A 21,901-nucleotide genomic window follows, 5' to 3' on the forward strand; every position below is an offset into this window, starting at 1 on the left:
TATGACCACCCATCTGGTCTGGCTGCGTAACGATTTACGCGTCAACGACAATCTGGCGCTGCACGCCGCCTGCCGCGACAGCGATGCAAAAGTGATTGCGCTCTACCTTGCCACGCCAGCACAGTGGCAGCAGCATGACATGTCACCGAAGCAGGCGGCGTTTATCCACGCCAGTCTGTTGCAGGTGCAGCGTGCGCTGGCAGAGCGGGGCATTGAACTGCACTATCAGGCGTGTCACGCCTTCAGCGACAGTATTGATGCGCTGCTGCAGTTCTGCGCTAAGCAGCAGGTCGATCAGCTCTTCTACAATTACCAGTATGAAGTTAATGAACGCCAGCGCGATGCGGAGGCTGAAAAACGTCTCGACGACGCGGGCGTGATTTGCCAGGGCTTTGATGACAGCCTGTTGCTGCCGCCCGGCAGTGTGCAGAGCGGCGATCGCTCGATGTATAAGGTGTTTACCCCGTTCAGCAAAGCCTTTGTCCGCCGCTTGCAGCAGGGGCTGCCTGAGTGCGTGCCTGCGCCGAAAGCGCGCGAAGGCGCACCGCTGAAAGCCTCCCCGATTCCCGCCTTTGACTATCCAACCGAAGACTTTGATCAGGATCTGTTTCCGCCAGGCGAAGCGGCGGCGCTGAAGCGGTTGCGCCATTTCGCCACGCAACCGGTTATCGACTATCCCGCTAAGCGCGACCTTCCGGCGCTGGACGCCACCAGCCGTCTGTCGGTTTATCTGGCGACCGGCGTACTGTCGCCACGTCAGTGCCTGCATCGCGTGCTGCATGAACATCCCGATGCGCTGGAGAACAGCCGCGCGTTCACCTGGCTGAACGAGCTGATCTGGCGTGAATTCTACCGTCATCTGCTGGTTGCCTGGCCGGCGCTGTGCCGACACAAGCCGTTTATCGACTGGACGCGTAATGTTGAATGGCAGCGTAACGACGCACATTTCGACGCGTGGAAAGCGGGTAAAACCGGCTATCCGATTGTCGATGCCGCAATGCGTCAGATGAAGGCGCTGGGCTGGATGCACAACCGCTTACGGATGATCACCGCCAGTTTCCTGGTCAAAGATCTGCTGATCGACTGGCGTGAAGGTGAACGCTATTTCATGCAGCAGCTGATTGATGGTGACCTGGCCGCGAACAACGGCGGCTGGCAGTGGGCGGCCTCGACCGGCACGGACGCGGCGCCCTATTTCCGCATCTTTAACCCGACCACGCAGGGCGAGCGCTTCGATGAGAAGGGGGGATTTTATCCGTCACTATCTGCCTGAACTGGCTGGTGTCCCTGACAGTGATATTCACCAGCCCCATGTATGGGCGGAGAAGCATCATAAGAAACTCGATTATCCGGCACCAATCGTGGATCATAAGGTGGCACGTAAAAAGACATTAGACGCCTTTGAGCGCGCAAAAAGCGCAGCCTGAGGCCTCGAAGGAGCCTGAATGAACCATTACGAATTAGAGACGCTGATCAATCAGCAACTCGACAGCCACAGCTTCAGCGATTACGCCCCCAACGGTTTGCAGGTTGAGGGACGCAGCGAGATCAAAACGATTATCACCGGCGTCACTGCCTGTCAGGCGCTGCTGGATGAGGCGGTGGCGCGTCAGGCCGATGCGATTATTGTCCATCATGGCTATTTCTGGAAAAGTGAACCGGCCGCGATTAAAGGTATGAAGCGCCGTCGTCTGCGGACCCTGCTGGCCAACGATATCAATCTCTATGGCTGGCATCTGCCGCTCGACGCGCATCCTGAATTAGGCAACAACGCCCAGCTGGCGAAACTGCTGGATATCGAAGTGCGCGGCGAAGTGATGCCGCTGGTGTTCTGGGGTGAGCTGGCTGAGCCCCTGTCAGGCGAACAGCTGGCCCGCCGAATCGGTGAGCGGCTGGGACGTGAACCCCTGCATTGTGGTGACAACGCGCCAGCGCTGATCCGTCGTATTGCCTGGTGCAGCGGGGGCGGGCAGGGCTTTATCGACCAGGCCGCGGCGGCGGGCGTCGATGCCTTTATCACCGGTGAAGTCTCTGAACAGACTATTCACAGCGCGCGTGAGCAGGGGCTGCATTTCTTTGCCGCAGGCCATCACGCCACCGAGCGCGGCGGCGTAAAAGCGCTGGGCGACTGGCTGGCGCAACACCACGATCTTGATGTGACCTTCATCGATATCCCTAATCCTGCCTGACACTCTCCCTTGTCCTGCGCGCCTGCGCAGGACCTAAATCTGTTGACACATCCCTGTCACTTTCGCATAACTGTTTGCTTTACGTAGATAAGCAATGGGCTGTACCGGGCATCCGGTCAGGTCGGCCAGGCGCGATCTCAACTGAGCGGGAGGTAGCTGTTGCAACGAGCACGATGTTATTTATTGGGTGAACGCGCTGTCGTGCTGGAGCTGGAACCGCCGGTCTCACTGGAGAGCCAGCAACGAATCTGGGGACTGAATCAGCGCCTGCACGACTATGCCAGCGTGCTGGAGGTGATCCCCGGCATGAACAACATCACCCTGATCCTGCGAGATCCCCAGCAGAGCGCGCTGGACGCGATAGAGCGGCTTCAGCGCTGGTGGGAAGAGAGTGAAGCGCAGTTGCCGGAGTCGCGTCAGGTAGAGATCCCGGTGATCTATGGCGGCGAGTCTGGCCCCGATCTGACGGTGGTGGCGGAACATGCCGCGCTGACGCCCCGCCAGGTGGTTGAGCTGCACAGCAGCAGTGACTATGTGGTCTTTTTTATCGGCTTTCAGCCCGGTTTTCCCTATCTGGGCGGACTGGATCCGCGCCTGCACATTCCGCGGCGTGCTGAGCCCAGGGTTGCGGTGCCCGCCGGCTCGGTAGGCATCGGCGGCAGCCAGACCGGCGTCTATCCGCTGGCTTCGCCCGGCGGCTGGCAGTTGATTGGCCAGACGCGCACCGCGCTGTTTGATCCCCTGCAGCAACCGCCCACGCTGCTCCGTCCCGGTGACAGGGTTCGCTTTGTGCCGCAACAGGAGGGCGTATGTTAAACATTCTGCGAGCCGGCCTGGCCGCGACTATTCAGGATGCGGGCCGTTACGGCTTGCGTCAGTATGGCATCAGCCCTGGCGGTGTGCTGGATCATCCCGCGATGTTCACCGCCAATGTGCTGGTGGGCAATGATCCCGACAGCGCGGTGCTGGAGATGGTGCTCGGCCAGTTCAAAGCGGAGTTTACCCGCGATGGCTGGTTTGCGCTGACCGGCGCAGGCTGCCATGCGGAGCTTGACGGCCAGCCGGTCTGGACGGGCTGGCGCACGCCGGTGAAACGGGGGCAGCTCCTGTCACTGGCGATGCCGCAGCGCGGTATGCGCAGCTATCTGGCAGTGCAGGGCGGTTTTGATATTCCTGCGATGCTCGGCTCTGCCAGCACCGATCTAAAAGCAAAATTTGGCGGCTTTCAGGGGCGAGCCTTGCAGGATGGCGATCAGCTCCCGCTGGGTAAACCGACCCGCACGTTTGACCGTAAAGTCGGGGTGCGGCAACTGCTATGGGGCAACCGCATCCGCGCACTACCTGGCCCGGAGTATCACGAGTTCAGCCGCGAAGCGCAGCAGGCGTTCTGGCGTACCGCATGGAAACTCAGCCCGCAAAGTAACCGGATGGGATACCGGCTTGAGGGACGCAAGCTTGAGCGCGAGAGCCCGCGCGAGCTACTGTCACACGGCGTGATGCCGGGTGTGATTCAGGTGCCGCCGAACGGACAGCCTATCGTGCTGATGGCGGATGCCCAGACCACCGGCGGCTATCCGCGCATCGCCTCGGTTATCGAAGCCGATCTCTATCACCTGGCACAAATCCGGCTGGGTGAGCCGATTCATTTTATTCACTGCACCCTGCCGGAAGCGATGCTGGCACGTCAGCATCAGCAACGCGCCCTGGACCAGATGAAGTGGGGACTCAATGAAAATTGATTTAAACGCCGACCTGGGCGAGGGCTGCGCCAGCGATCAGGCGCTGCTGCAACTGGTGAGTTCCGCCAACATCGCCTGTGGCTTTCACGCAGGTGATGCGCAGACCATGCTGCAGTCGGTGCGCTGGGCACAGGCATCCGGCGTCGCGATTGGTGCACATCCCGCTTTTCCCGATCGGGAGAACTTTGGCCGCAGCGCCATGCAGCTGCCGCCGGAAACGGTCTACGCCCAGATGATCTACCAGATTGGTGCGCTGAAAAGTCTGGCGGAAAGCGAAGGTGCGCGGCTGCTTCATGTTAAACCGCACGGCATGCTCTACAACCAGGCTGCGGCCGATCCGGTGCTGGCGGACGCCATTGCCCGCGCCATCAGGGCGGTCGACAGCCAGCTGATTGTGGTGGGACTGGCTAACAGCGAATCGATTCGTGCGGCGGCGCACTACGGCTTACGCACGCGGGAAGAGGTGTTCGCCGACCGTGGCTATCTCAGTAGCGGTGCGCTGGTGCCGCGCAGCGAGCCGGGCGCGCTGATTGAAGATGAACAGCAGGCTATCAGTCAGACGCTGACGATGGTGCAGCAGGGCAAAGTAAAAAGTATCACCGGAGAATGGGTTGCGGTGAATGCACAGACCGTCTGCTTACATGGCGACGGTGCGCACGCCCTGCAATTTGCACAGCGGTTGCGTGATGCGTTTGCCGATCAGCAGATTCGTGTCACCAGCAACTGAATAACCACACTTAGCCCGGCGTATGCCGGGTTTTTCAACTCTGAGGGAAATCCATGGATAGTGCAGTAAATCTCTGGCCATTACTGGGCATCGCCGCCATCGTCGTCGGCTTCCTGTTACGATTCAATCCGGTGCTGGTGGTGATTGTCGCCGGGTTTGTGACCGGTCTGGCCGCGATGATGCCGCTGGCGGACATTCTGGAAAAGCTCGGGGCGGGTTTTCTTAACACCCGCAACCTGCCGCTGATCCTGCTGCTGCCGCTGGCGGTCATTGGCCTGCTGGAGCGTCACGGACTGAAAGAGCGGGCGCAGGCGTGGATTGCACAGATCAAAACGGCAACTGCCGGACGGCTGCTGATCGTCTACCTGTTTGTGCGCGAAATCACCGCCGCGCTGGGGTTAACCAGTCTCGGCGGACATCCGCAGATGGTGCGTCCGTTGCTGGCACCGATGGCGGAAGGAGCAACTGAAAGCCGCTATGGCGAGATCTCACCTGAGCTGCGCCACCGGCTGCGCGCGATGTCAGCGGCGACCGATAATGTCGGTCTCTTCTTTGGTGAGGATATCTTCGTGGCGTTTGGCGCGATTATCTTTATGCATAACTTTATGCAGGAGTCCGCCGGGATTCAGACCGAACCGCTGCACATCGCCTTATGGGGCATTCCGACTGCCGTCGCCGCGTTCCTGATCCACTCGGCACGTCTGGTGCGGCTGGATCGGCAACTGGCGCGTGAGCTGCAGCAGCTGAACCGTCAGGCGCTGAAAGCCAAAGGAGGTGAGTAATGTTCCAGCAACAATATCTGATGTGGCTGGCGGGCATTATCCTGCTGGTGGTGGCGGTGCTTTCCTGGCGTGACAGCGCGAATCCACGTCGCTTTACCACCGGCCTGTTCTGGGCCTTGTATGGCCTGGTTTTTCTGGTCGGTGACTGGACGACACAACTGATGAGCGCCTGGATGGGTTCAGATGCGGCGGGCACCCGTATGCTGCACATCGGCATCGGTGTCATTGTGGTGGTGATGGCGCTGATTGCCGGGTTTGGCGGTGTCAGGCTGGGTCGCTATCATCAGCGCAGCGATGAAGAGAAACAGGCCAGTGCGCTGCGTCTGCGCAATAAACTGTTTCTGCCTGCACTGTCGATTCCGGTCGTGACCGTGGTCGGTGTGCTGGCGTTTAACCATATTCCCGGTTTGCAGGATGCGGTGTTCGGCCCCGGTAACCACGCTACGTTGGTGACGCTGTTTTCAATGATGGTCGGCTGTGTGATTGGCTGGCTGGTGGCGTTAAAACTGACCCACGAGAAACCGGTGCAGTCGATGCAGGAGACCCGTCGCCTGCTGGATTCGATTGGCTGGGCTTTTATCCTGCCGCAGATCCTTGCCACCCTGGGGCTGCTGTTTACCAGCGCGGGCGTGGGCAGCGCCATTTCGCATCTGACAGAAACCTGGCTGGCGGTAGATAATCGCTTTGTCGCGGTCACCGTCTATGCCGTCGGGATGGCGCTGTTAACCATGATCATGGGTAATGCTTTTGCGGCGTTTCCGATTATCACCGCAGGCGTCGGCATCCCGATTCTGGTGTTGCAGCACGGCGGAAATCCGGCAGTGATGGCGGCAATTGGCATGTTCTCCGGCTACTGCGGCACGCTGATGACGCCGATGGCGGCCAACTTCAATATCGTCCCGGCGGCGCTGCTGGAACTGCCCGATCGTAACGCGGTGATCAAGGCTCAGATTCCGACCGGTGTGCTACTGTTAATCGTTAATATTTTCCTGCTCTATTTCCTGATGTTCCTGTGAGGTTGCATGAAAACTGTCCTGATGACCGCCTTTGAACCTTTTGGCGGTGAAACGATTAACCCTTCATGGGAAGCGGTGCGCGCGCTGGAAGGTAAACAGATTAGCGGGGCGACGATAGTGATCCGCCAGTTGCCGGTGGTATTCAGCGACGTACTCAGGGTGCTGAATCAGGCGCTGGAAGAGGTGAAACCGGATGCGATTCTGTCGGTGGGGCAGGCGGGCGGGCGAAGCGACATTACCGTTGAACGTATTGGTATTAATGTCGATGACGCCCGTATCCCGGACAACGCCGGTCATCAGCCGGTGGATGAGCCCGTTGTAGCAGGTGGCCCGGCAGCCTATTTTTCCCGTCTGCCCATCAAAGCGATTGTGGCGGCGGTGCGTGAAGCGGGGATCCCCGCTTCAGTGTCGCAAACGGCGGGCACCTTTACCTGCAACCGCGTAATGTACGGCCTGCTGCACTGGCTTGAGCAGCATGACAGTCCTGTGCGGGGAGGCTTTATCCATATTCCTTATCTGCCTGAACAGGCGGCGCAGCATCCGGGCGCACCGAGCATGGCGCTGGCGTCCATTATTCAGGCGCTGGAAATTGCGGTAAAGGTCACGCTGGAGACCGGCGAGGATATCAGACAGGCTGGCGGCGCCACCCATTAAGAGGATGAACGATGCCTGAAGGACCGGAAATTCGCCGCGTGGCGGATAAACTTGAAGACGCCATTGTGGGTCAGCCGTTAACGGAAGCGTGGTTCGCGTTTCCTCAGCTCAAAACCTATGAACCGGCATTGATTGGTGAGCAGGTTCAGGCGATTGAGACGCGGGGCAAAGCGCTGCTGACTCATTTCAGCAATGGCCTGACGCTCTACAGTCATAACCAGCTGTATGGTGTCTGGCGCATTGTAAAACCTGACACCGAACTGAATTCCACCCGTCAGTTGCGGGTGAGGCTGGCGACGGCGGGCAAAGCGATTCTGCTCTACAGCGCCTCTGATATTGAACTGCTCAATGCGGATACGCTGGCGGCGCATCCCTTTCTTAATCGTATCGGGCCGGATGTGCTGAACAGTGCGCTGACAGTGGAAGAGGTGAAAGAGCGACTGCTGTCACCCCGTTTCCGGCGGCGGCAGTTCAGTGGTCTGCTGCTGGATCAGGCTTTTCTGGCCGGGCTGGGAAACTATCTGCGCGCCGAAATTCTGTGGCTGGCGCAGCTGCTGCCAAATCATCGGGCGCAGGATCTCAGTAACGATCAGCTGACTGCTTTCAGCGAAGCGCTGCTTTCAGTGCCGCGCCATGCCTATCGGATGCGTGGAACCATGAAGAAATATCATGAGGAAGCGGCGTTTCAGTTTGAGGTTTTTCATCGGCAGGGCAAAAAATGCCGGCGCTGCGGCACGCTGATTGAGAAGGGCACGCTCTCATCACGGCCTTTTTTACTGGTGTCCGGGTTGTCAGAGATAGGCACTTGAAGAAAGCAAAAGCGGGGTAGTGTAGTTCTGGTCTGCGGTGAGATCGAGCCTGCTCAGGAAACACAGTCAGATCGGAAAGACGCAAAAGCCGTCATCCCTGACCTGCTCGGCCCGCGCGATTACGCACCTCATCCTTGAGGTGCGCCCGTAAACGGGCCAACGCTTTGCGTTGTTCAAAAGCGCTCCCGGCGCTTTTGTCCCTGGCGCGGGACGCTTTCCTCTTCTGACCGTGTTCCCTGCGCGTTAAACTTCTTCATTGCTGCCAGATGCGCCCTTATGTGGGCTTCTCAACTGGCTGAGCGGAAATCCCTCTCCGCTATCCACTGAACCTTACTTTTTCAGCTGTGAGCTGAATTCGCGCTCGGTATAACCGGTGTAGAGCTGACGCGGACGGGCAATCTTCATGCCTTCATCGTGCATCTCTTTCCAGTGTGCAATCCAGCCAACGGTACGGGCCATCGCGAAGATCACCGTAAACATGGAGGATGGAATACCCATCGCTTTCAGGATAATACCGGAGTAGAAGTCCACGTTTGGATAGAGTTTACGCTCGATGAAGTACGGGTCGTTCAGCGCAATGTGTTCCAGCTCCATCGCCACTTCCAGCAGGTCATCCTTCATACCCAGCTCATTCAGGACTTCATGGCAGGTATCGCGCATCACGGTCGCGCGTGGATCGTAATTTTTGTAAACGCGGTGACCAAAGCCCATCAGACGGAAGGAGTCATTTTTGTCTTTAGCGCGTTTAACAAATTCCGGAATGTGCTCAACGGTGCTGATCTCTTCCAGCATACGCAGGGTCGCTTCGTTGGCACCACCGTGCGCCGGTCCCCACAGGGAGGCGATCCCGGCGGCGATACAGGCAAACGGATTCGCGCCGCTTGAACCAGCGGTACGAACGGTAGAGGTTGAGGCGTTCTGCTCATGGTCAGCATGCAGGATCAGGATGCGGTCCATGGCGCGTTCCAGCACCGGATTCACTTTGTACTCTTCGCACGGCGTGGCAAACATCATGTGCAGGAAGTTACCCGCATAGGAGAGATCGTTGCGCGGATAGACAAACGGCTGGCCGATAGAATATTTGTAACACATCGCTGCCATGGTCGGCATTTTAGAAAGCAGACGGAATGCTGCGATTTCGCGGTGGCGCTCAATGTTTACATCCAGCGAATCGTGGTAAAACGCAGCCAGTGCACCAGTAACACCGCACATCACCGCCATCGGATGCGAATCGCGACGGAAGCCGTGGAACAGGCGGGTAATCTGCTCATGAATCATGGTGTGGCGGGTAACCGTGGTACGGAACTCATCAAACTGTTTCTGGTTTGGTGCTTCGCCGTTCAGCAGGATGTAGCAGACTTCCAGATAGTTAGAGTGGGTCGCCAGCTCAGAAATAGGGAAACCACGGTGCAGCAGGATACCTTCATCCCCATCGATAAAGGTGATTGCAGATTCGCAGGACGCGGTAGACGTAAAACCGGGATCGAAGGTGAACAGGCCACTTGAACCCAGAGTGCGGACATCAACGACATCCTGGCCCAGCGTACCTTTCAGCACGTCCAGTTCAATAGATGTTCCATCTTGCAGGGTTAGCGTTACTTTTTTTATCTGTCATTTTCGTCTCCATAGCGCCTTATGTAGGTAAGGATCTTTAGACACCTGAAACGCGTTCATGTTGCGGTTGGCAAAACTACACAGTATCACTCTGCGGGGATAAAACGGGTGCAGGGTACAGAGTGAGCGGCGCGTTCCCAGCGGGAACCGGTGAGCCATGGACATGCTGCATATCGCGGTTGTTAAAGATCCGGTCAGGACATAACTTCTTGGTAACCAATAACCTGATGCTTTTTAATGCTCATTATCGCAATGTTACATAACTTGCGCTTAGGGGAAAGTGTATCCCCATAACTTTTGCGCATCATAGGAATTTACAGGCTTAGTTTGTAACTGAATTGTTGAACTATTGTCAAATCAGATAATTAAAATTGTATCAATTGTGAAAATCGTGAGTAGGATCACTGTTCCACCTAAAATATACCAAAGAGTTTGTAGGGGAATTGTAATCAGAATGTGATCCTCCTATACTCCAGGCAGGTCTCCGGAACACCCTGACACCAGGAGCCACCCAGCGTTTACTACCGCGTCAATTAACACTGGATGTTGCTTTTTTTGGTGACGGTTAAAGTCTGCCACGCGTTGTGATTAGACTCCGCCTCAGGTCCGGAGGAAGCAAAATAAAAAAGAGCTGTGTGGGCAAAACCGTGAAAAAACAAAGACCTGTCAACTTGGATCTCTCGACGATCCGGTTTCCCGTTACTGCAATATCGTCCATTCTTCACCGCGTCTCCGGCGTAATCACATTGGTTGCTATTGGCATCCTGCTGTGGCTGCTCGGTCTCTCTCTCTCCTCTCCTGAAGGTTTCCAGCACGCTGCGTCCATCATGGATGGCTTCTTCGCGAAGTTCATTATGTGGGGCATTTTAACGGCGCTGGCCTATCACGCGGTGAGCGGGATTCGTCATATGTTGATGGATTTTGGTTATCTGGCCGAAACGCTGCAGGTTGGTAAGCGTTCCGCTCATATGACTTTTGTGATCACTGTCGTGCTGGCAATTCTGGCGGGAGTCCTCGTATGGTAAGCAATGCATCCGCATTGGGTCGCAACGGCATTCAGGACTGGCTGCTGCTGCGGGCAACTGCAATTCTCATTACGCTCTACATCGTCTACATCCTCGGTTTCGTGGTGATGACAGACACGCTGACTTATGACCTGTGGCGTGGCTTCTTCGCTTCCGCATTCACCAAAGTGTTCACGCTGCTGACGCTGTTCTCCATTCTGATCCACGGCTGGATTGGCATGTGGCAGGTGTTAACAGACTACGTTAAATCACTGCCAACCCGCTTGTTGTTGCAGTTTGTGATTGTCGTGGCGCTGTTGTGGTATGCGATTTATGGATTTGTTGTGGTGTGGGGTGTGTAAATGAGTTTGCCAATCAGAGAGTTCGATGCCGTGGTAATCGGCGCAGGTGGCGCAGGAATGCGAGCCGCACTGCAAATCTCCCAGGGCGGCCAGAGCTGTGCCCTGTTATCTAAAGTTTTCCCGACCCGTTCCCACACCGTATCTGCGCAGGGCGGTATTACCGTTGCGCTGGGTAATACCCATGAAGATAACTGGGAATGGCACATGTACGACACCGTCAAAGGTTCCGACTATATCGGCGACCAGGACGCGATTGAATATATGTGTAAAACCGGACCGGAAGCGATTCTGGAACTGGAACACATGGGTCTGCCTTTCTCGCGTCTGGAAGATGGTCGAGTCTATCAGCGTCCGTTTGGTGGCCAGTCAAAGAATTTCGGTGGCGAGCAGGCGGCACGTACGGCGGCTGCGGCTGACCGTACCGGTCACGCATTGCTGCACACCCTTTATCAGCAGAACCTGAAAAACAAAACCACTATCTTCTCTGAGTGGTATGCACTGGATCTGGTGAAAAACGCCGATGGCGCAGTCGTGGGTTGTACCGCTATCTGCATCGAAACCGGCGAAACCGTTTATTTCAAAGCGAAAGCGACCATTCTGGCCACCGGCGGCGCGGGCCGTATCTACCAGTCCACCACCAATGCACACATCAACACCGGTGACGGCGTAGGTATGGCACTGCGTGCGGGCGTACCGGTGCAGGATATGGAGATGTGGCAGTTCCACCCAACCGGTATCGCCGGTGCGGGCGTGCTGGTCACCGAGGGCTGCCGTGGTGAAGGCGGCTATCTGCTGAACAAACATGGCGAACGCTTCATGGAGCGTTATGCGCCGAACGCCAAAGATCTGGCGGGCCGCGACGTGGTTGCGCGCTCAATGATGATTGAAATCCGTGAAGGTCGCGGCTGTGATGGCCCGTGGGGTCCACATCTCAAACTGAAACTGGATCATCTGGGTAAAGAGGTGCTTGAGTCACGTCTGCCTGGCATCCTTGAGCTGTCACGCACCTTTGCGCACGCCGATCCGATTAAAGAACCGATTCCGGTCATTCCGACCTGCCACTACATGATGGGCGGTATTCCGACCAAAGTGACCGGCCAGGCACTGCGCGTCAATGAGCAGGGCGAAGATGTAGTGATTCCTGGCCTGTTCGCCGTCGGTGAAATCGCCTGTGTATCGGTGCATGGTGCCAACCGTCTGGGCGGTAACTCACTGCTCGACCTGGTGGTCTTTGGCCGTGCAGCGGGTCTGCATCTGCTGGCGAGTATTCAGGAGCAGGGCGACCTGCGTGATGCCACAGAAGATGAGATCGCCGGGGCGATGGCGCGTTTCAACCGCTGGGAAAACAACACCACGGGTGAAGATCCGGTTGAGATTCGTAAAGCGCTGCAACGCTGCATGCAGAATAACTTCTCGGTATTCCGTGAAGGCGAAGCGATGGCACAGGGTCTGGAAGAGCTGAAAGAGATTCGCCAGCGCCTGAAGTCAGCGCGTCTGGATGACCGCTCACCGGATTTCAACACCCAGCGTATTGAGTGCCTGGAGCTGGATAACCTGATGGAGACGGCCTTTGCCACGGCGGTAGCGGCTAACTATCGCACCGAAAGCCGCGGTGCGCACAGTCGCTTCGACTTCCCGGATCGTGATGATGAAAACTGGCTGTGCCACAGTCTTTATGTCCCGGAAACCGAAAGCATGACGCGCCGTGAGGTGAACATGCAGCCGAAACTGCGCGCGGCCTTCCCGCCGAAAGTGCGTACCTACTAATTTCGGAGACGATCATGAGACTCGAGTTTTCAATTTATCGCTACAATCCGGACGTCGATGACAAACCGCGCATGCAGGATTACACCCTGGAAGCGGAAGATGGTCGCGACATGATGCTGCTGGACGCGCTGATTCGCCTGAAAGAGAAAGATCCGACCCTGGCGTTTCGTCGCTCCTGTCGTGAAGGCGTCTGCGGTTCCGATGGCCTGAACATGAACGGTAAAAACGGACTGGCCTGCATTACGCCCGTCTCGGCGCTGGGCAACGGCAAACAGAAAATTGTTATCCGTCCGCTGCCAGGTTTACCGGTGGTGCGTGACTTGGTTGTAGACATGAGCCAGTTTTATGCACAGTATGAGAAAATTAAGCCTTTCCTGTTGAATAATGGGGAAAATCCGCCAGCTCGTGAACATCTGCAGTCGCCGGATGAGCGTGAGCACCTGGATGGCCTGTACGAATGTATACTCTGTGCCTGCTGCTCAACCTCATGCCCATCATTCTGGTGGAATCCTGAGAAGTTCATCGGTCCTGCTGGCCTGCTGGCCGCGTACCGCTTCCTGATTGACAGCCGCGACACCGAAACCGAGGCGCGTCTCGACAATCTGAATGATGCTTTCAGCGTATTCCGCTGCCATAGCATCATGAACTGTGTGAGCGTATGTCCGAAAGGGCTGAACCCGACGCGCGCCATCGGCCATATCAAGTCGATGCTACTGCAGCGCGGCGCATAAACAGTTTCTGCCGGGAACCTCAGGTTCCCGGTGTTTTACGGAAGCCTCTGTAAGCGCGGTGATTACCACGTTTACAAAGGTTCCCTTACGGGCCACGCGCGCTGCGCAAAGTGCTCGTATCGCTGAACTCACTACGGCAAACCGCGAAAGCGGCAACAAATGAAACCTCAAAAAAGCATAGCAATGCTTAAGGGATCACAATGCAGAACAGCGCGATGAAGCCCTGGCTGGACTCTTCCTGGCTGGCCGGCGCGAATCAGTCTTACATAGAGCAGCTCTATGAGGATTTCCTGACCGATCCTGACTCTGTCGATGCAGTGTGGCGCTCGATGTTCCAGCAGTTACCGGGCACCGGAATGAAACCTGAGCAGTTTCACTCCACCACACGTGAGTACTTCCGTCGCCTGGCGAAAGACGCATCTCGTTACACCTCATCTGTCTCCGATCCTGAAACCAACTCCAAGCAAGTAAAAGTGCTGCAGCTGATTAACGCGTTTCGTTTCCGCGGTCATCAGCACGCCAATCTTGACCCGCTTGGTCTGTGGAAACAGGACCGGGTAGCCGATCTCGATCCCGCTTTTCACGATCTGACCGAGGCCGATTTTCAGGAAAGCTTTAACGTCGGCTCTTTTGCCATTGGCAAAGAGACCATGAAGCTGGCCGAACTGTTCGAGGCGCTGACTCAGACTTATTGCGGCTCGATCGGTGCAGAATATATGCACATCAACAACACTGATGAGAAACGCTGGATTCAGCAGCGTCTTGAGTCAGTCGCGGGCCGTGCAGCCTTCAGCAATGAAGAGAAAAAAGGTTTCCTGAAAGAGCTGACCGCGGCCGAAGGGCTGGAAAAATATCTCGGAGCGAAATTCCCGGGTGCCAAACGCTTCTCGCTGGAAGGCGGCGATGCACTGGTTCCGATGCTGCGCGAAATGATCCGTCATGCCGGTAAGAGCGGAACCCGTGAAGTGGTACTGGGTATGGCGCACCGTGGCCGTCTCAACGTGCTGATCAACGTGCTGGGTAAAAAAGCCACAGGATCTGTTCGACGAGTTCGCCGGTAAGCACAAAGAGCATCTGGGCACCGGTGACGTGAAGTACCACATGGGCTTCTCGTCTGACGTGGAAACCGAAGGCGGCCTGGTTCACCTGGCGCTGGCGTTTAACCCGTCGCACCTGGAGATCGTCAGCCCGGTGGTCATGGGTTCAGTGCGTGCGCGTCTGGATCGTCTGGATGAGCCAGCCAGCAATAAAGTTTTACCGATCACCATTCATGGTGATGCGGCCGTGATTGGCCAGGGCGTGGTTCAGGAAACTCTGAATATGTCACAGGCGCGCGGTTATGAAGTGGGCGGTACCGTTCGCATCATCATCAACAACCAGGTTGGCTTCACCACCTCCAACCCGAAAGATGCGCGTTCGACCCCTTACTGCACCGATATCGGCAAAATGGTGCTGGCACCGATTTTCCACGTCAATGCTGACGATCCGGAAGCGGTCGCGTTTGTGACCCGACTGGCGCTCGACTATCGCAACACCTTTAAGCGTGATGTGTTTATCGATCTGGTCTGCTATCGCCGTCATGGCCACAACGAGGCGGATGAGCCAAGTGCGACCCAGCCGCTGATGTACCAGAAAATCAAAAAACACCCGACGCCGCGTAAAATCTATGCCGACCGTCTGGAAGGTGAGGCCATTGCCACGCAGGAAGATGCGACCGAAATGGTCAATCTCTACCGTGACGCGCTGGATGCGGGTGAGTGTGTGGTGCCGGAATGGCGTCCAATGAGCCTGCACTCCTTTACCTGGTCACCTTACCTGAATCATGAGTGGGATGAACCTTACCCGGCTCAGGTCGACATGAAACGTCTGAAGGAGCTGGCGCTGCGTATCAGCCAGGTGCCTGAAGAGGTGGAAGTGCAGTCACGTGTTGCCAAGATTTACAACGACCGTCGTCTGATGGCTGAAGGCGAGAAAGCCTTTGACTGGGGCGGCGCGGAAAACCTGGCATACGCCACGCTGGTTGATGAAGGCATTCCGGTACGTCTGTCGGGTGAAGATACCGGTCGCGGTACCTTCTTCCATCGTCACGCGGTGGTCCATAACCAGGCGAACGGCTCAACCTATACCCCTCTGCACCACGTGCACAGCGGTCAGGGTCAGTTCAAAGTGTGGGACTCCGTGCTGTCAGAAGAGGCGGTGCTGGCCTTTGAATATGGTTATGCCACCGCAGAGCCGCGCATCCTGACCATCTGGGAAGCGCAGTTTGGTGACTTCGCCAACGGCGCACAGGTTGTTATCGACCAGTTCATCAGCTCCGGTGAGCAGAAATGGGGCCGGATGTGTGGCCTGGTGATGCTGCTGCCGCACGGTTATGAAGGTCAGGGGCCAGAGCACTCCTCTGCGCGCCTGGAGCGTTATCTGCAACTCTGCGCTGAGCAGAACATGCAGGTCTGCGTGCCGTCTACCCCTGCGCAGGTTTACCATATGCTGCGTCGTCAGGCGCTGCGCGGTATGCGCCGTCCGCTGATTGTGATGTCGCCGAAATCACTGCTGCGTCATCCGCTGGCTATCTCCACGCTGGATGAACTGGCTAACGGCAGCTTCCAGCCTGCGATTGGCGAAGTCGATGATCTGGATCCGCAGGGCGTGAAACGCGTCGTGCTGTGCTCCGGTAAAGTCTATTACGACCTGCTGGAGCAGCGTCGTAAAAATGAGCAGACCGATGTGGCTATCGTGCGCATCGAGCAGCTCTATCCGTTCCCGCATCACGCGGTACAGGAAGCATTAAAAGCGTATGCTCACGTGCAGGATTTTGTCTGGTGTCAGGAAGAGCCACTGAATCAGGGCGCCTGGTATTGCAGTCAGCATCATTTCCGTGAAGTTGTGCCGTTTGGTGCCACCTTACGTTATGCAGGCCGCCCGGCATCCGCCTCACCGGCCGTGGGATACATGTCCGTACACCAACAACAGCAGCAAGACCTGGTTAATGACGCGCTGAACGTTAATTAATTAAAAGGAAAGATAATGAGTAGCGTAGATATTCTCGTTCCCGACCTGCCTGAATCGGTTGCCGATGCCTCTGTGGCAACCTGGCATAAAAAACCAGGCGATGCAGTCACTCGCGATGAAGTGCTGGTCGAAATCGAAACTGACAAAGTTGTACTGGAAGTGCCAGCCTCTGCGGACGGTATCCTGGAAGCCGTTCTGGAAGAAGAGGGCGCCACCGTCACTTCCCGCCAGATCCTGGGTCGTCTGAAAGAGGGCAACAGCGCCGGTAAAGAGAGCAGCGCGAAGTCTGAAAGCAAAGAGTCTACCCCGGCTCAGCGTCAGACTGCGTCACTGGAAGAAGAGAGCAACGATGCGCTCAGCCCGGCTATCCGCCGTCTGATTGCAGAGCACAATCTTGATGCCTCACAGATCAAAGGCAGCGGTGTTGGCGGTCGTCTGACCCGTGAAGATGTTGAAAAACATCTGGCCAACAAACCGCAGGCTGCCAAAGCCGCTGCGCCAGCTGCTGATGCGGCCGCCGCGCAGCAGCCAGTGGCTAACCGCAGCGAAAAACGCGTGCCGATGACCCGTCTGCGTAAGCGTGTTGCCGAGCGTCTGCTTGAAGCGAAGAACAGCACCGCGATGCTGACCACCTTCAACGAAATCAACATGAAGCCCATCATGGATCTGCGTAAGCAGTATGGTGAGGCCTTCGAGAAGCGTCACGGTGTACGTCTGGGCTTTATGTCCTTCTACATCAAAGCGGTTGTTGAAGCGCTGAAACGCTATCCGGAAGTGAATGCTTCTATCGATGGTGAAGATGTGGTTTACCACAACTACTTCGACGTCAGCATTGCGGTCTCTACGCCACGTGGTCTGGTTACACCCGTCCTGCGTGACGTGGATGCGCTGAGCATGGCGGACATCGAGAAGAAAATCAAAGAGCTGGCAGTGAAAGGCCGTGACGGCAAACTGACAGTTGAGGATCTGACCGGCGGTAACTTTACCATCACCAACGGCGGCGTCTTTGGTTCACTGATGTCCACCCCGATCATCAACCCACCGCAGAGCGCCATCCTGGGCATGCACGCCATCAAAGATCGCCCGATGGCGGTCAATGGTCAGGTTGTGGTGCTGCCGATGATGTATCTGGCGCTCTCCTACGACCACCGTCTGATCGATGGCCGTGAATCAGTTGGTTATCTGGTTGCAGTGAAAGAGATGCTGGAAGATCCGGCGCGCCTGCTGCTGGATGTCTGATTTTCACCGGGCGCGCCTTGCCGCGCGCCCAACCTCATTACTCTTTTCAGACCTGAATGGATAGAACATCATGAACTTACACGAATACCAGGCGAAACAACTGTTTGCACGGTATGGCATGCCGGCACCAACGGGTTACGCCTGTACTACACCACGTGAAGCGGAAGAAGCGGCCTCTAAAATTGGCGCAGGCCCGTGGGTAGTTAAATGTCAGGTTCATGCCGGTGGCCGCGGTAAAGCGGGCGGTGTGAAAGTGGTTAACAGCAAAGAAGAGATTCGCGCTTTTGCTGAAAACTGGCTGGGCAAACGCCTGGTTACCTATCAGACAGACGCAAACGGCCAGCCGGTAAACCAGATTCTGGTTGAAGCGGCGACCGATATCGATCAGGAGCTCTATCTGGGCGCTGTGGTCGATCGCGCAACGCGTCGCGTAATTTTCATGGCCTCCACTGAAGGCGGTGTGGAAATTGAAAAAGTGGCGGAAGAGACCCCGCACCTGATCCACAAAATGGCGCTGGATCCACTGACCGGCCCGCAGCCTTATCAGGGTCGTGAGCTGGCGTTCAAACTTGGCCTGACCGGCAAGCTGGTTGGCCAGTTCACCAAGATCTTCATGGGTCTGGCGACACTGTTCCTGGAGCGCGATCTGGCGATGGTTGAGATCAACCCGCTGGTGATCACCAAACAGGGCGACCTGATCTGCCTGGATGGCAAACTGGGTGCCGATGGCAATGCCCTGTTCCGTCAGCCAGAGCTGCGCGAAATGCGCGATCCAAGCCAGGAAGATCCGCGTGAAGCCCATGCGACACAGTGGGAACTGAACTATGTTGCGCTGGAAGGCAACATCGGTTGTATGGTTAACGGCGCAGGTCTGGCGATGGGCACCATGGACATCGTTAAACACCACGGCGGTCAACCGGCCAACTTCCTTGATGTCGGCGGCGGCGCAACCAAAGAGCGCGTGACCGAAGCCTTCAAAATCATCCTGTCTGACGATGCGGTTAAAGCCGTATTCGTTAACATCTTCGGCGGTATCGTACGCTGCGACCTGATTGCCGACGGCATCATCGGCGCAGTCGCTGAAGTGGGTGTGAACGTGCCAGTTGTGGTACGTCTGGAAGGTAACAACGCCGAGCTGGGCGCCCAGAAACTGGCGGACAGCGGTCTGAACATCATTGCAGCAACCAGCCTGACAGACGCCGCACAGCGTGTTGTTGCTGCCGCGGAGGGTAAATAATGTCCATTCTGATCGACAAAAACACCAAAGTCATTTGCCAGGGTTTCACCGGTGGCCAGGGGACTTTCCATTCTGAGCAGGCGCTGGCATACGGCACCCAACTGGTTGGCGGCGTGACGCCAGGCAAAGGTGGCACGACCCATCTCGGCCTGCCGGTGTTCAACACCGTTCGCGAAGCGGTAGAAGCAACAGGCGCGACCGCCACTGTGATCTACGTTCCGGCTCCTTTCTGTAAAGATGGCATCCTGGAAGCGATCGACGCGGGCATCAAACTGATCATCACCATCACCGAAGGCATCCCGACCCTGGATATGCTGACCGTGAAAGTGAAGCTGGATGAAGCAGGCGTGCGGATGATCGGTCCAAACTGCCCAGGCGTTATCACCCCGGGCGAATGTAAAATCGGCATTATGCCGGGTCACATTCACCAGCCGGGCCGCGTCGGTATCGTGTCACGTTCAGGCACCCTGACCTATGAAGCGGTTAAGCAGACCACGGATATCGGCTACGGCCAGTCAACCTGCGTTGGCATCGGTGGTGACCCGATCCCAGGCTCTAACTTCATCGACATCCTGAAAATGTTCCAGGATGATCCACAGACTGAAGTTATCGTGATGATCGGCGAGATCGGCGGTAGTGCAGAAGAAGAAGCTGCAGCCTTCATTAAAGAGCACGTGACCAAGCCGGTTGTAGGCTACATTGCTGGCGTCACCGCGCCGAAAGGCAAGCGTATGGGCCATGCTGGCGCCATCATTGCCGGTGGTAAAGGTACAGCAGATGAGAAATTTGCTGCGCTGGAAGCGGCAGGCGTGAAAACTGTCCGCAGCCTGGCGGATATCGGTGACGCAGTTAAAGCCGTATTACCTGCTAAATAAGTCAGCGTCATCTGAGACTAAGCCACCTTCGGGTGGCTTTTTTTTATGCCTGTAAATGAGAGGCATAACGCAGGAAGCTAAAGAGAAGAGTGCGCGGTTAAATAACGGGTCTGCGGCTCATCACGTTAAGAAAAAGTGTCAAAGGTAAATTATTTCTTCGCGCTTTATTTCATTACTGACATCTCATTAACAAGAAACCTACCTGACCCTATCTGGAAACTTATTGCGTTAATCCAGATCAATTAATCGCGACTTATATCCAACTATATCTCTGGCAAAGCGCAACGCTAAGGGCGTAAATTGCGCTGCATCAATCCAGCCTTTTACACAAATTTTCAAACGTCTGCTCAACCCGGGATAACACCCGCTTTCCTCCTGTTAAAGCACGCGTTAACGAAAGCGCTGATTGACAATTTTCTGAGCTGCTTCATTCGCTACTCGCCTGTTCGGGCAGCTCACAGACCTGTTCTGCGGGTAATAAAAAACTGGAATCAATAAACAGTCGTTGCTGACTCTGATTGCGTTCGATCTGTTCGCGCGCGTGACGGAGACAAAGCGAGGAGCAAGGAGTCCTTATGTTAGATATCGTCGAGCTGTCGCGGTTACAGTTTGCCTTAACGGCGATGTACCATTTTCTGTTCGTCCCTTTAACGCTGGGTATGGCGTTCTTGCTGGCGATCATGGAAACGGTATATGTCCTGAGCGGCAAACAAATCTATAAAGATATGACGAAGTTCTGGGGCAAGTTATTTGGTATTAACTTTGCGCTGGGTGTCGCCACCGGCCTGACCATGGAATTTCAGTTCGGGACTAACTGGTCATATTACTCTCACTACGTCGGCGATATCTTCGGCGCGCCGCTCGCCATCGAAGGTCTGATGGCGTTCTTCCTGGAATCCACCTTTGTTGGCCTGTTCTTTTTTGGCTGGGATCGCCTGGGCAAAGTGCAGCACCTCGCCGTCACCTGGCTGGTGGCGCTGGGCTCAAACATGTCGGCGCTGTGGATTCTGGTGGCTAACGGCTGGATGCAGAATCCGATCGCCTCTGAGTTCAACTTCGAAACCATGCGCATGGAGATGGTCAGCTTCTCAGAGCTGGTGCTGAACCCGGTCGCGCAGGTGAAATTCGTGCACACCGTGGCAGCCGGTTACACCACCGGTGCGATGTTTATTATGGGCATCAGCGCCTGGTACATGCTGAAAGGCCGTGACTTCGCCTTTGCTAAACGCTCGTTCGCTATCGCGGCCAGCTTTGGCATGGCGGCGGTGCTGTCAGTCATCGTTCTTGGCGATGAGTCAGGTTACGAGATGGGGGACGTGCAGAAAACCAAACTGGCCGCTATCGAAGCGGAGTGGGAAACCCAGCCGGCACCGGCGTCGTTTACCCTGTTTGGCCTGCCCGATCAGGCAACTCAGGAGAACCGATACGCAGTACAGATCCCCTGGCTGCTGGGCCTGATCGCCACCCGATCAACCGATACGCCGGTCACCGGCCTGAAAGATCTGATGGCACAGCATGAAGTGCGCATCCGCAACGGCATGAAAGCCTATGCCCTGCTGAATGAGCTGCGCGGTGGCAGCCAGGATCCGGCGGTGCGTGACGCGTTCAACAGTCATAAACAGGATCTCGGCTACGGTCTGCTGCTGAAGCGTTATACCGACAACGTGGCTGATGCGACCGAAGCGCAGATTAAACAGGCGACGCAGGACTCTATCCCGCGTGTCGCTCCGCTCTATTTCGCCTTCCGCATCATGGTGCTGTGTGGCGTACTGCTGCTGGGCATTATCGCGCTGGCGTTCTGGAGCGTACTGCGTAACCGCATCGGTAAAAATCGCTGGTTACTGAAAGCAGCGCTGTTTGGTATTCCGCTGCCGTGGATCGCTATCGAATCAGGCTGGTTTGTGGCGGAATATGGTCGTCAGCCCTGGGCTATCGGTGAAGTGCTGCCGACTGCGGTGGCCAACTCCTCCCTGACCGTTGGCGATCTGCTGTTCTCAATGATCCTGATCTGCGGACTCTACACAATGTTCCTGGTGGCTGAGATGTACCTGATGTTCAAATTCGCCCGCCTTGGGCCGAGCAGCCTGAAAACCGGGCGTTATCATCATGAGCAGATCACGGCAATCACCCAGCCGGTACAGGGATAA

Annotated in this window: 16 protein-coding genes and 3 pseudogenes; 18 read left to right on the forward strand and 1 reads right to left on the reverse strand. The window is 56.4% G+C overall.

Annotation, left to right across the window (positions count from 1 at the left end; translation table 11 throughout):
• Position 1 precedes the first annotated feature (1 nt).
• The 9 genes and pseudogenes from phrB (at position 2) to nei (ending at position 7,908) form a co-directional block, all read left to right on the forward strand.
• Positions 2–1,427: pseudogene (gene phrB / locus JNO11_RS05205) on the forward strand (deoxyribodipyrimidine photo-lyase).
• 18 nt (positions 1,428–1,445) lie between these two features.
• Positions 1,446–2,189 carry a type 2 GTP cyclohydrolase I gene (locus JNO11_RS05210; RefSeq protein WP_010260703.1) on the forward strand — a complete coding sequence of 248 codons (744 nt, stop codon included), beginning with the start codon at positions 1,446–1,448 and terminating at the stop codon, positions 2,187–2,189.
• A 159-nt stretch (positions 2,190–2,348) separates the two neighbouring features.
• A complete protein-coding gene (gene pxpB, locus JNO11_RS05215) occupies positions 2,349–3,005 on the forward strand; it encodes a 5-oxoprolinase subunit PxpB (protein WP_033771143.1) in 657 nt (218 codons plus the stop codon).
• The gene (pxpC, locus tag JNO11_RS05220) at positions 2,999–3,928 is read left to right on the forward strand and encodes a 5-oxoprolinase subunit PxpC (protein WP_325177034.1); all 930 of its coding nucleotides are present in this window, start codon (positions 2,999–3,001) and stop codon (positions 3,926–3,928) included. The genes pxpB and pxpC overlap by 7 nt, the downstream gene beginning before the upstream one ends.
• The gene (gene pxpA, locus JNO11_RS05225; protein WP_010260713.1) at positions 3,918–4,655 is read left to right on the forward strand and encodes a 5-oxoprolinase subunit PxpA; all 738 of its coding nucleotides are present in this window, start codon (positions 3,918–3,920) and stop codon (positions 4,653–4,655) included. The genes pxpC and pxpA overlap by 11 nt, the downstream gene beginning before the upstream one ends.
• A 53-nt stretch (positions 4,656–4,708) precedes the next feature.
• Positions 4,709–5,437, forward strand: coding sequence for a DUF969 domain-containing protein (locus JNO11_RS05230; protein ID WP_010671295.1), 729 nt, complete (start codon positions 4,709–4,711; stop codon positions 5,435–5,437).
• Positions 5,437–6,453: a DUF979 domain-containing protein gene (locus JNO11_RS05235; protein WP_031592206.1), complete on the forward strand. Its 1,017-nt coding sequence runs from the start codon at positions 5,437–5,439 to the stop codon at positions 6,451–6,453. The genes JNO11_RS05230 and JNO11_RS05235 overlap by 1 nt, the downstream gene beginning before the upstream one ends.
• A gap of 6 nt (positions 6,454–6,459) precedes the next feature.
• Positions 6,460–7,107, forward strand: a complete 648-nt coding sequence (pcp, locus tag JNO11_RS05240) for a pyroglutamyl-peptidase I (protein ID WP_010671296.1) — start codon at positions 6,460–6,462, stop codon at positions 7,105–7,107.
• A gap of 11 nt (positions 7,108–7,118) precedes the next feature.
• Positions 7,119–7,908, forward strand: a pseudogene (gene nei / locus JNO11_RS05245) (endonuclease VIII).
• 338 nt (positions 7,909–8,246) lie between these two features.
• Here nei and JNO11_RS05250 read toward each other — a convergent pair.
• Positions 8,247–9,524 (reverse strand): citrate synthase, encoded by a 1,278-nt coding sequence (locus JNO11_RS05250; RefSeq protein ID WP_325177647.1) that lies wholly within the window; start codon positions 9,522–9,524, stop codon positions 8,247–8,249.
• 641 nt (positions 9,525–10,165) lie between these two features.
• Here JNO11_RS05250 and sdhC point away from each other — a divergent pair.
• The 9 genes and pseudogenes from sdhC to cydA all read left to right on the forward strand — a co-directional run bounded on the left by sdhC (position 10,166) and on the right by cydA (position 21,901).
• Positions 10,166–10,555: a succinate dehydrogenase cytochrome b556 subunit gene (gene sdhC / locus JNO11_RS05255; protein WP_029519433.1), complete on the forward strand. Its 390-nt coding sequence runs from the start codon at positions 10,166–10,168 to the stop codon at positions 10,553–10,555.
• Positions 10,549–10,896, forward strand: coding sequence for a succinate dehydrogenase membrane anchor subunit (gene sdhD / locus JNO11_RS05260; RefSeq protein WP_009091417.1), 348 nt, complete (start codon positions 10,549–10,551; stop codon positions 10,894–10,896). Before sdhC ends, sdhD begins: the two co-directional genes overlap by 7 nt.
• Positions 10,897–12,663: a succinate dehydrogenase flavoprotein subunit gene (sdhA, locus tag JNO11_RS05265; protein ID WP_022626042.1), complete on the forward strand. Its 1,767-nt coding sequence runs from the start codon at positions 10,897–10,899 to the stop codon at positions 12,661–12,663.
• A 14-nt stretch (positions 12,664–12,677) separates the two neighbouring features.
• Entirely contained in the window at positions 12,678–13,394 is a 717-nt protein-coding gene (locus JNO11_RS05270) for a succinate dehydrogenase iron-sulfur subunit (protein ID WP_010260736.1), read from the forward strand.
• A 200-nt stretch (positions 13,395–13,594) separates the two neighbouring features.
• Positions 13,595–16,403, forward strand: a pseudogene (sucA, locus tag JNO11_RS05275) (2-oxoglutarate dehydrogenase E1 component).
• A 15-nt stretch (positions 16,404–16,418) separates the two neighbouring features.
• The gene (gene odhB, locus JNO11_RS05280; protein WP_010260740.1) at positions 16,419–17,642 is read left to right on the forward strand and encodes a 2-oxoglutarate dehydrogenase complex dihydrolipoyllysine-residue succinyltransferase; all 1,224 of its coding nucleotides are present in this window, start codon (positions 16,419–16,421) and stop codon (positions 17,640–17,642) included.
• Between the two features lie 70 nt (positions 17,643–17,712).
• Entirely contained in the window at positions 17,713–18,879 is a 1,167-nt protein-coding gene (gene sucC / locus JNO11_RS05285) for an ADP-forming succinate--CoA ligase subunit beta (RefSeq protein WP_003853151.1), read from the forward strand.
• Positions 18,879–19,754, forward strand: a complete 876-nt coding sequence (gene sucD / locus JNO11_RS05290; protein WP_010260744.1) for a succinate--CoA ligase subunit alpha — start codon at positions 18,879–18,881, stop codon at positions 19,752–19,754. Before sucC ends, sucD begins: the two co-directional genes overlap by 1 nt.
• A gap of 575 nt (positions 19,755–20,329) precedes the next feature.
• Positions 20,330–21,901 carry a cytochrome ubiquinol oxidase subunit I gene (gene cydA / locus JNO11_RS05295; protein WP_010260749.1) on the forward strand — a complete coding sequence of 524 codons (1,572 nt, stop codon included), beginning with the start codon at positions 20,330–20,332 and terminating at the stop codon, positions 21,899–21,901.

The sequence above is a fragment of the Pantoea sp. 1B4 genome (assembly GCF_016925765.1).
Taxonomy (GTDB): Bacteria; Pseudomonadota; Gammaproteobacteria; order Enterobacterales; family Enterobacteriaceae; genus Pantoea; species Pantoea agglomerans.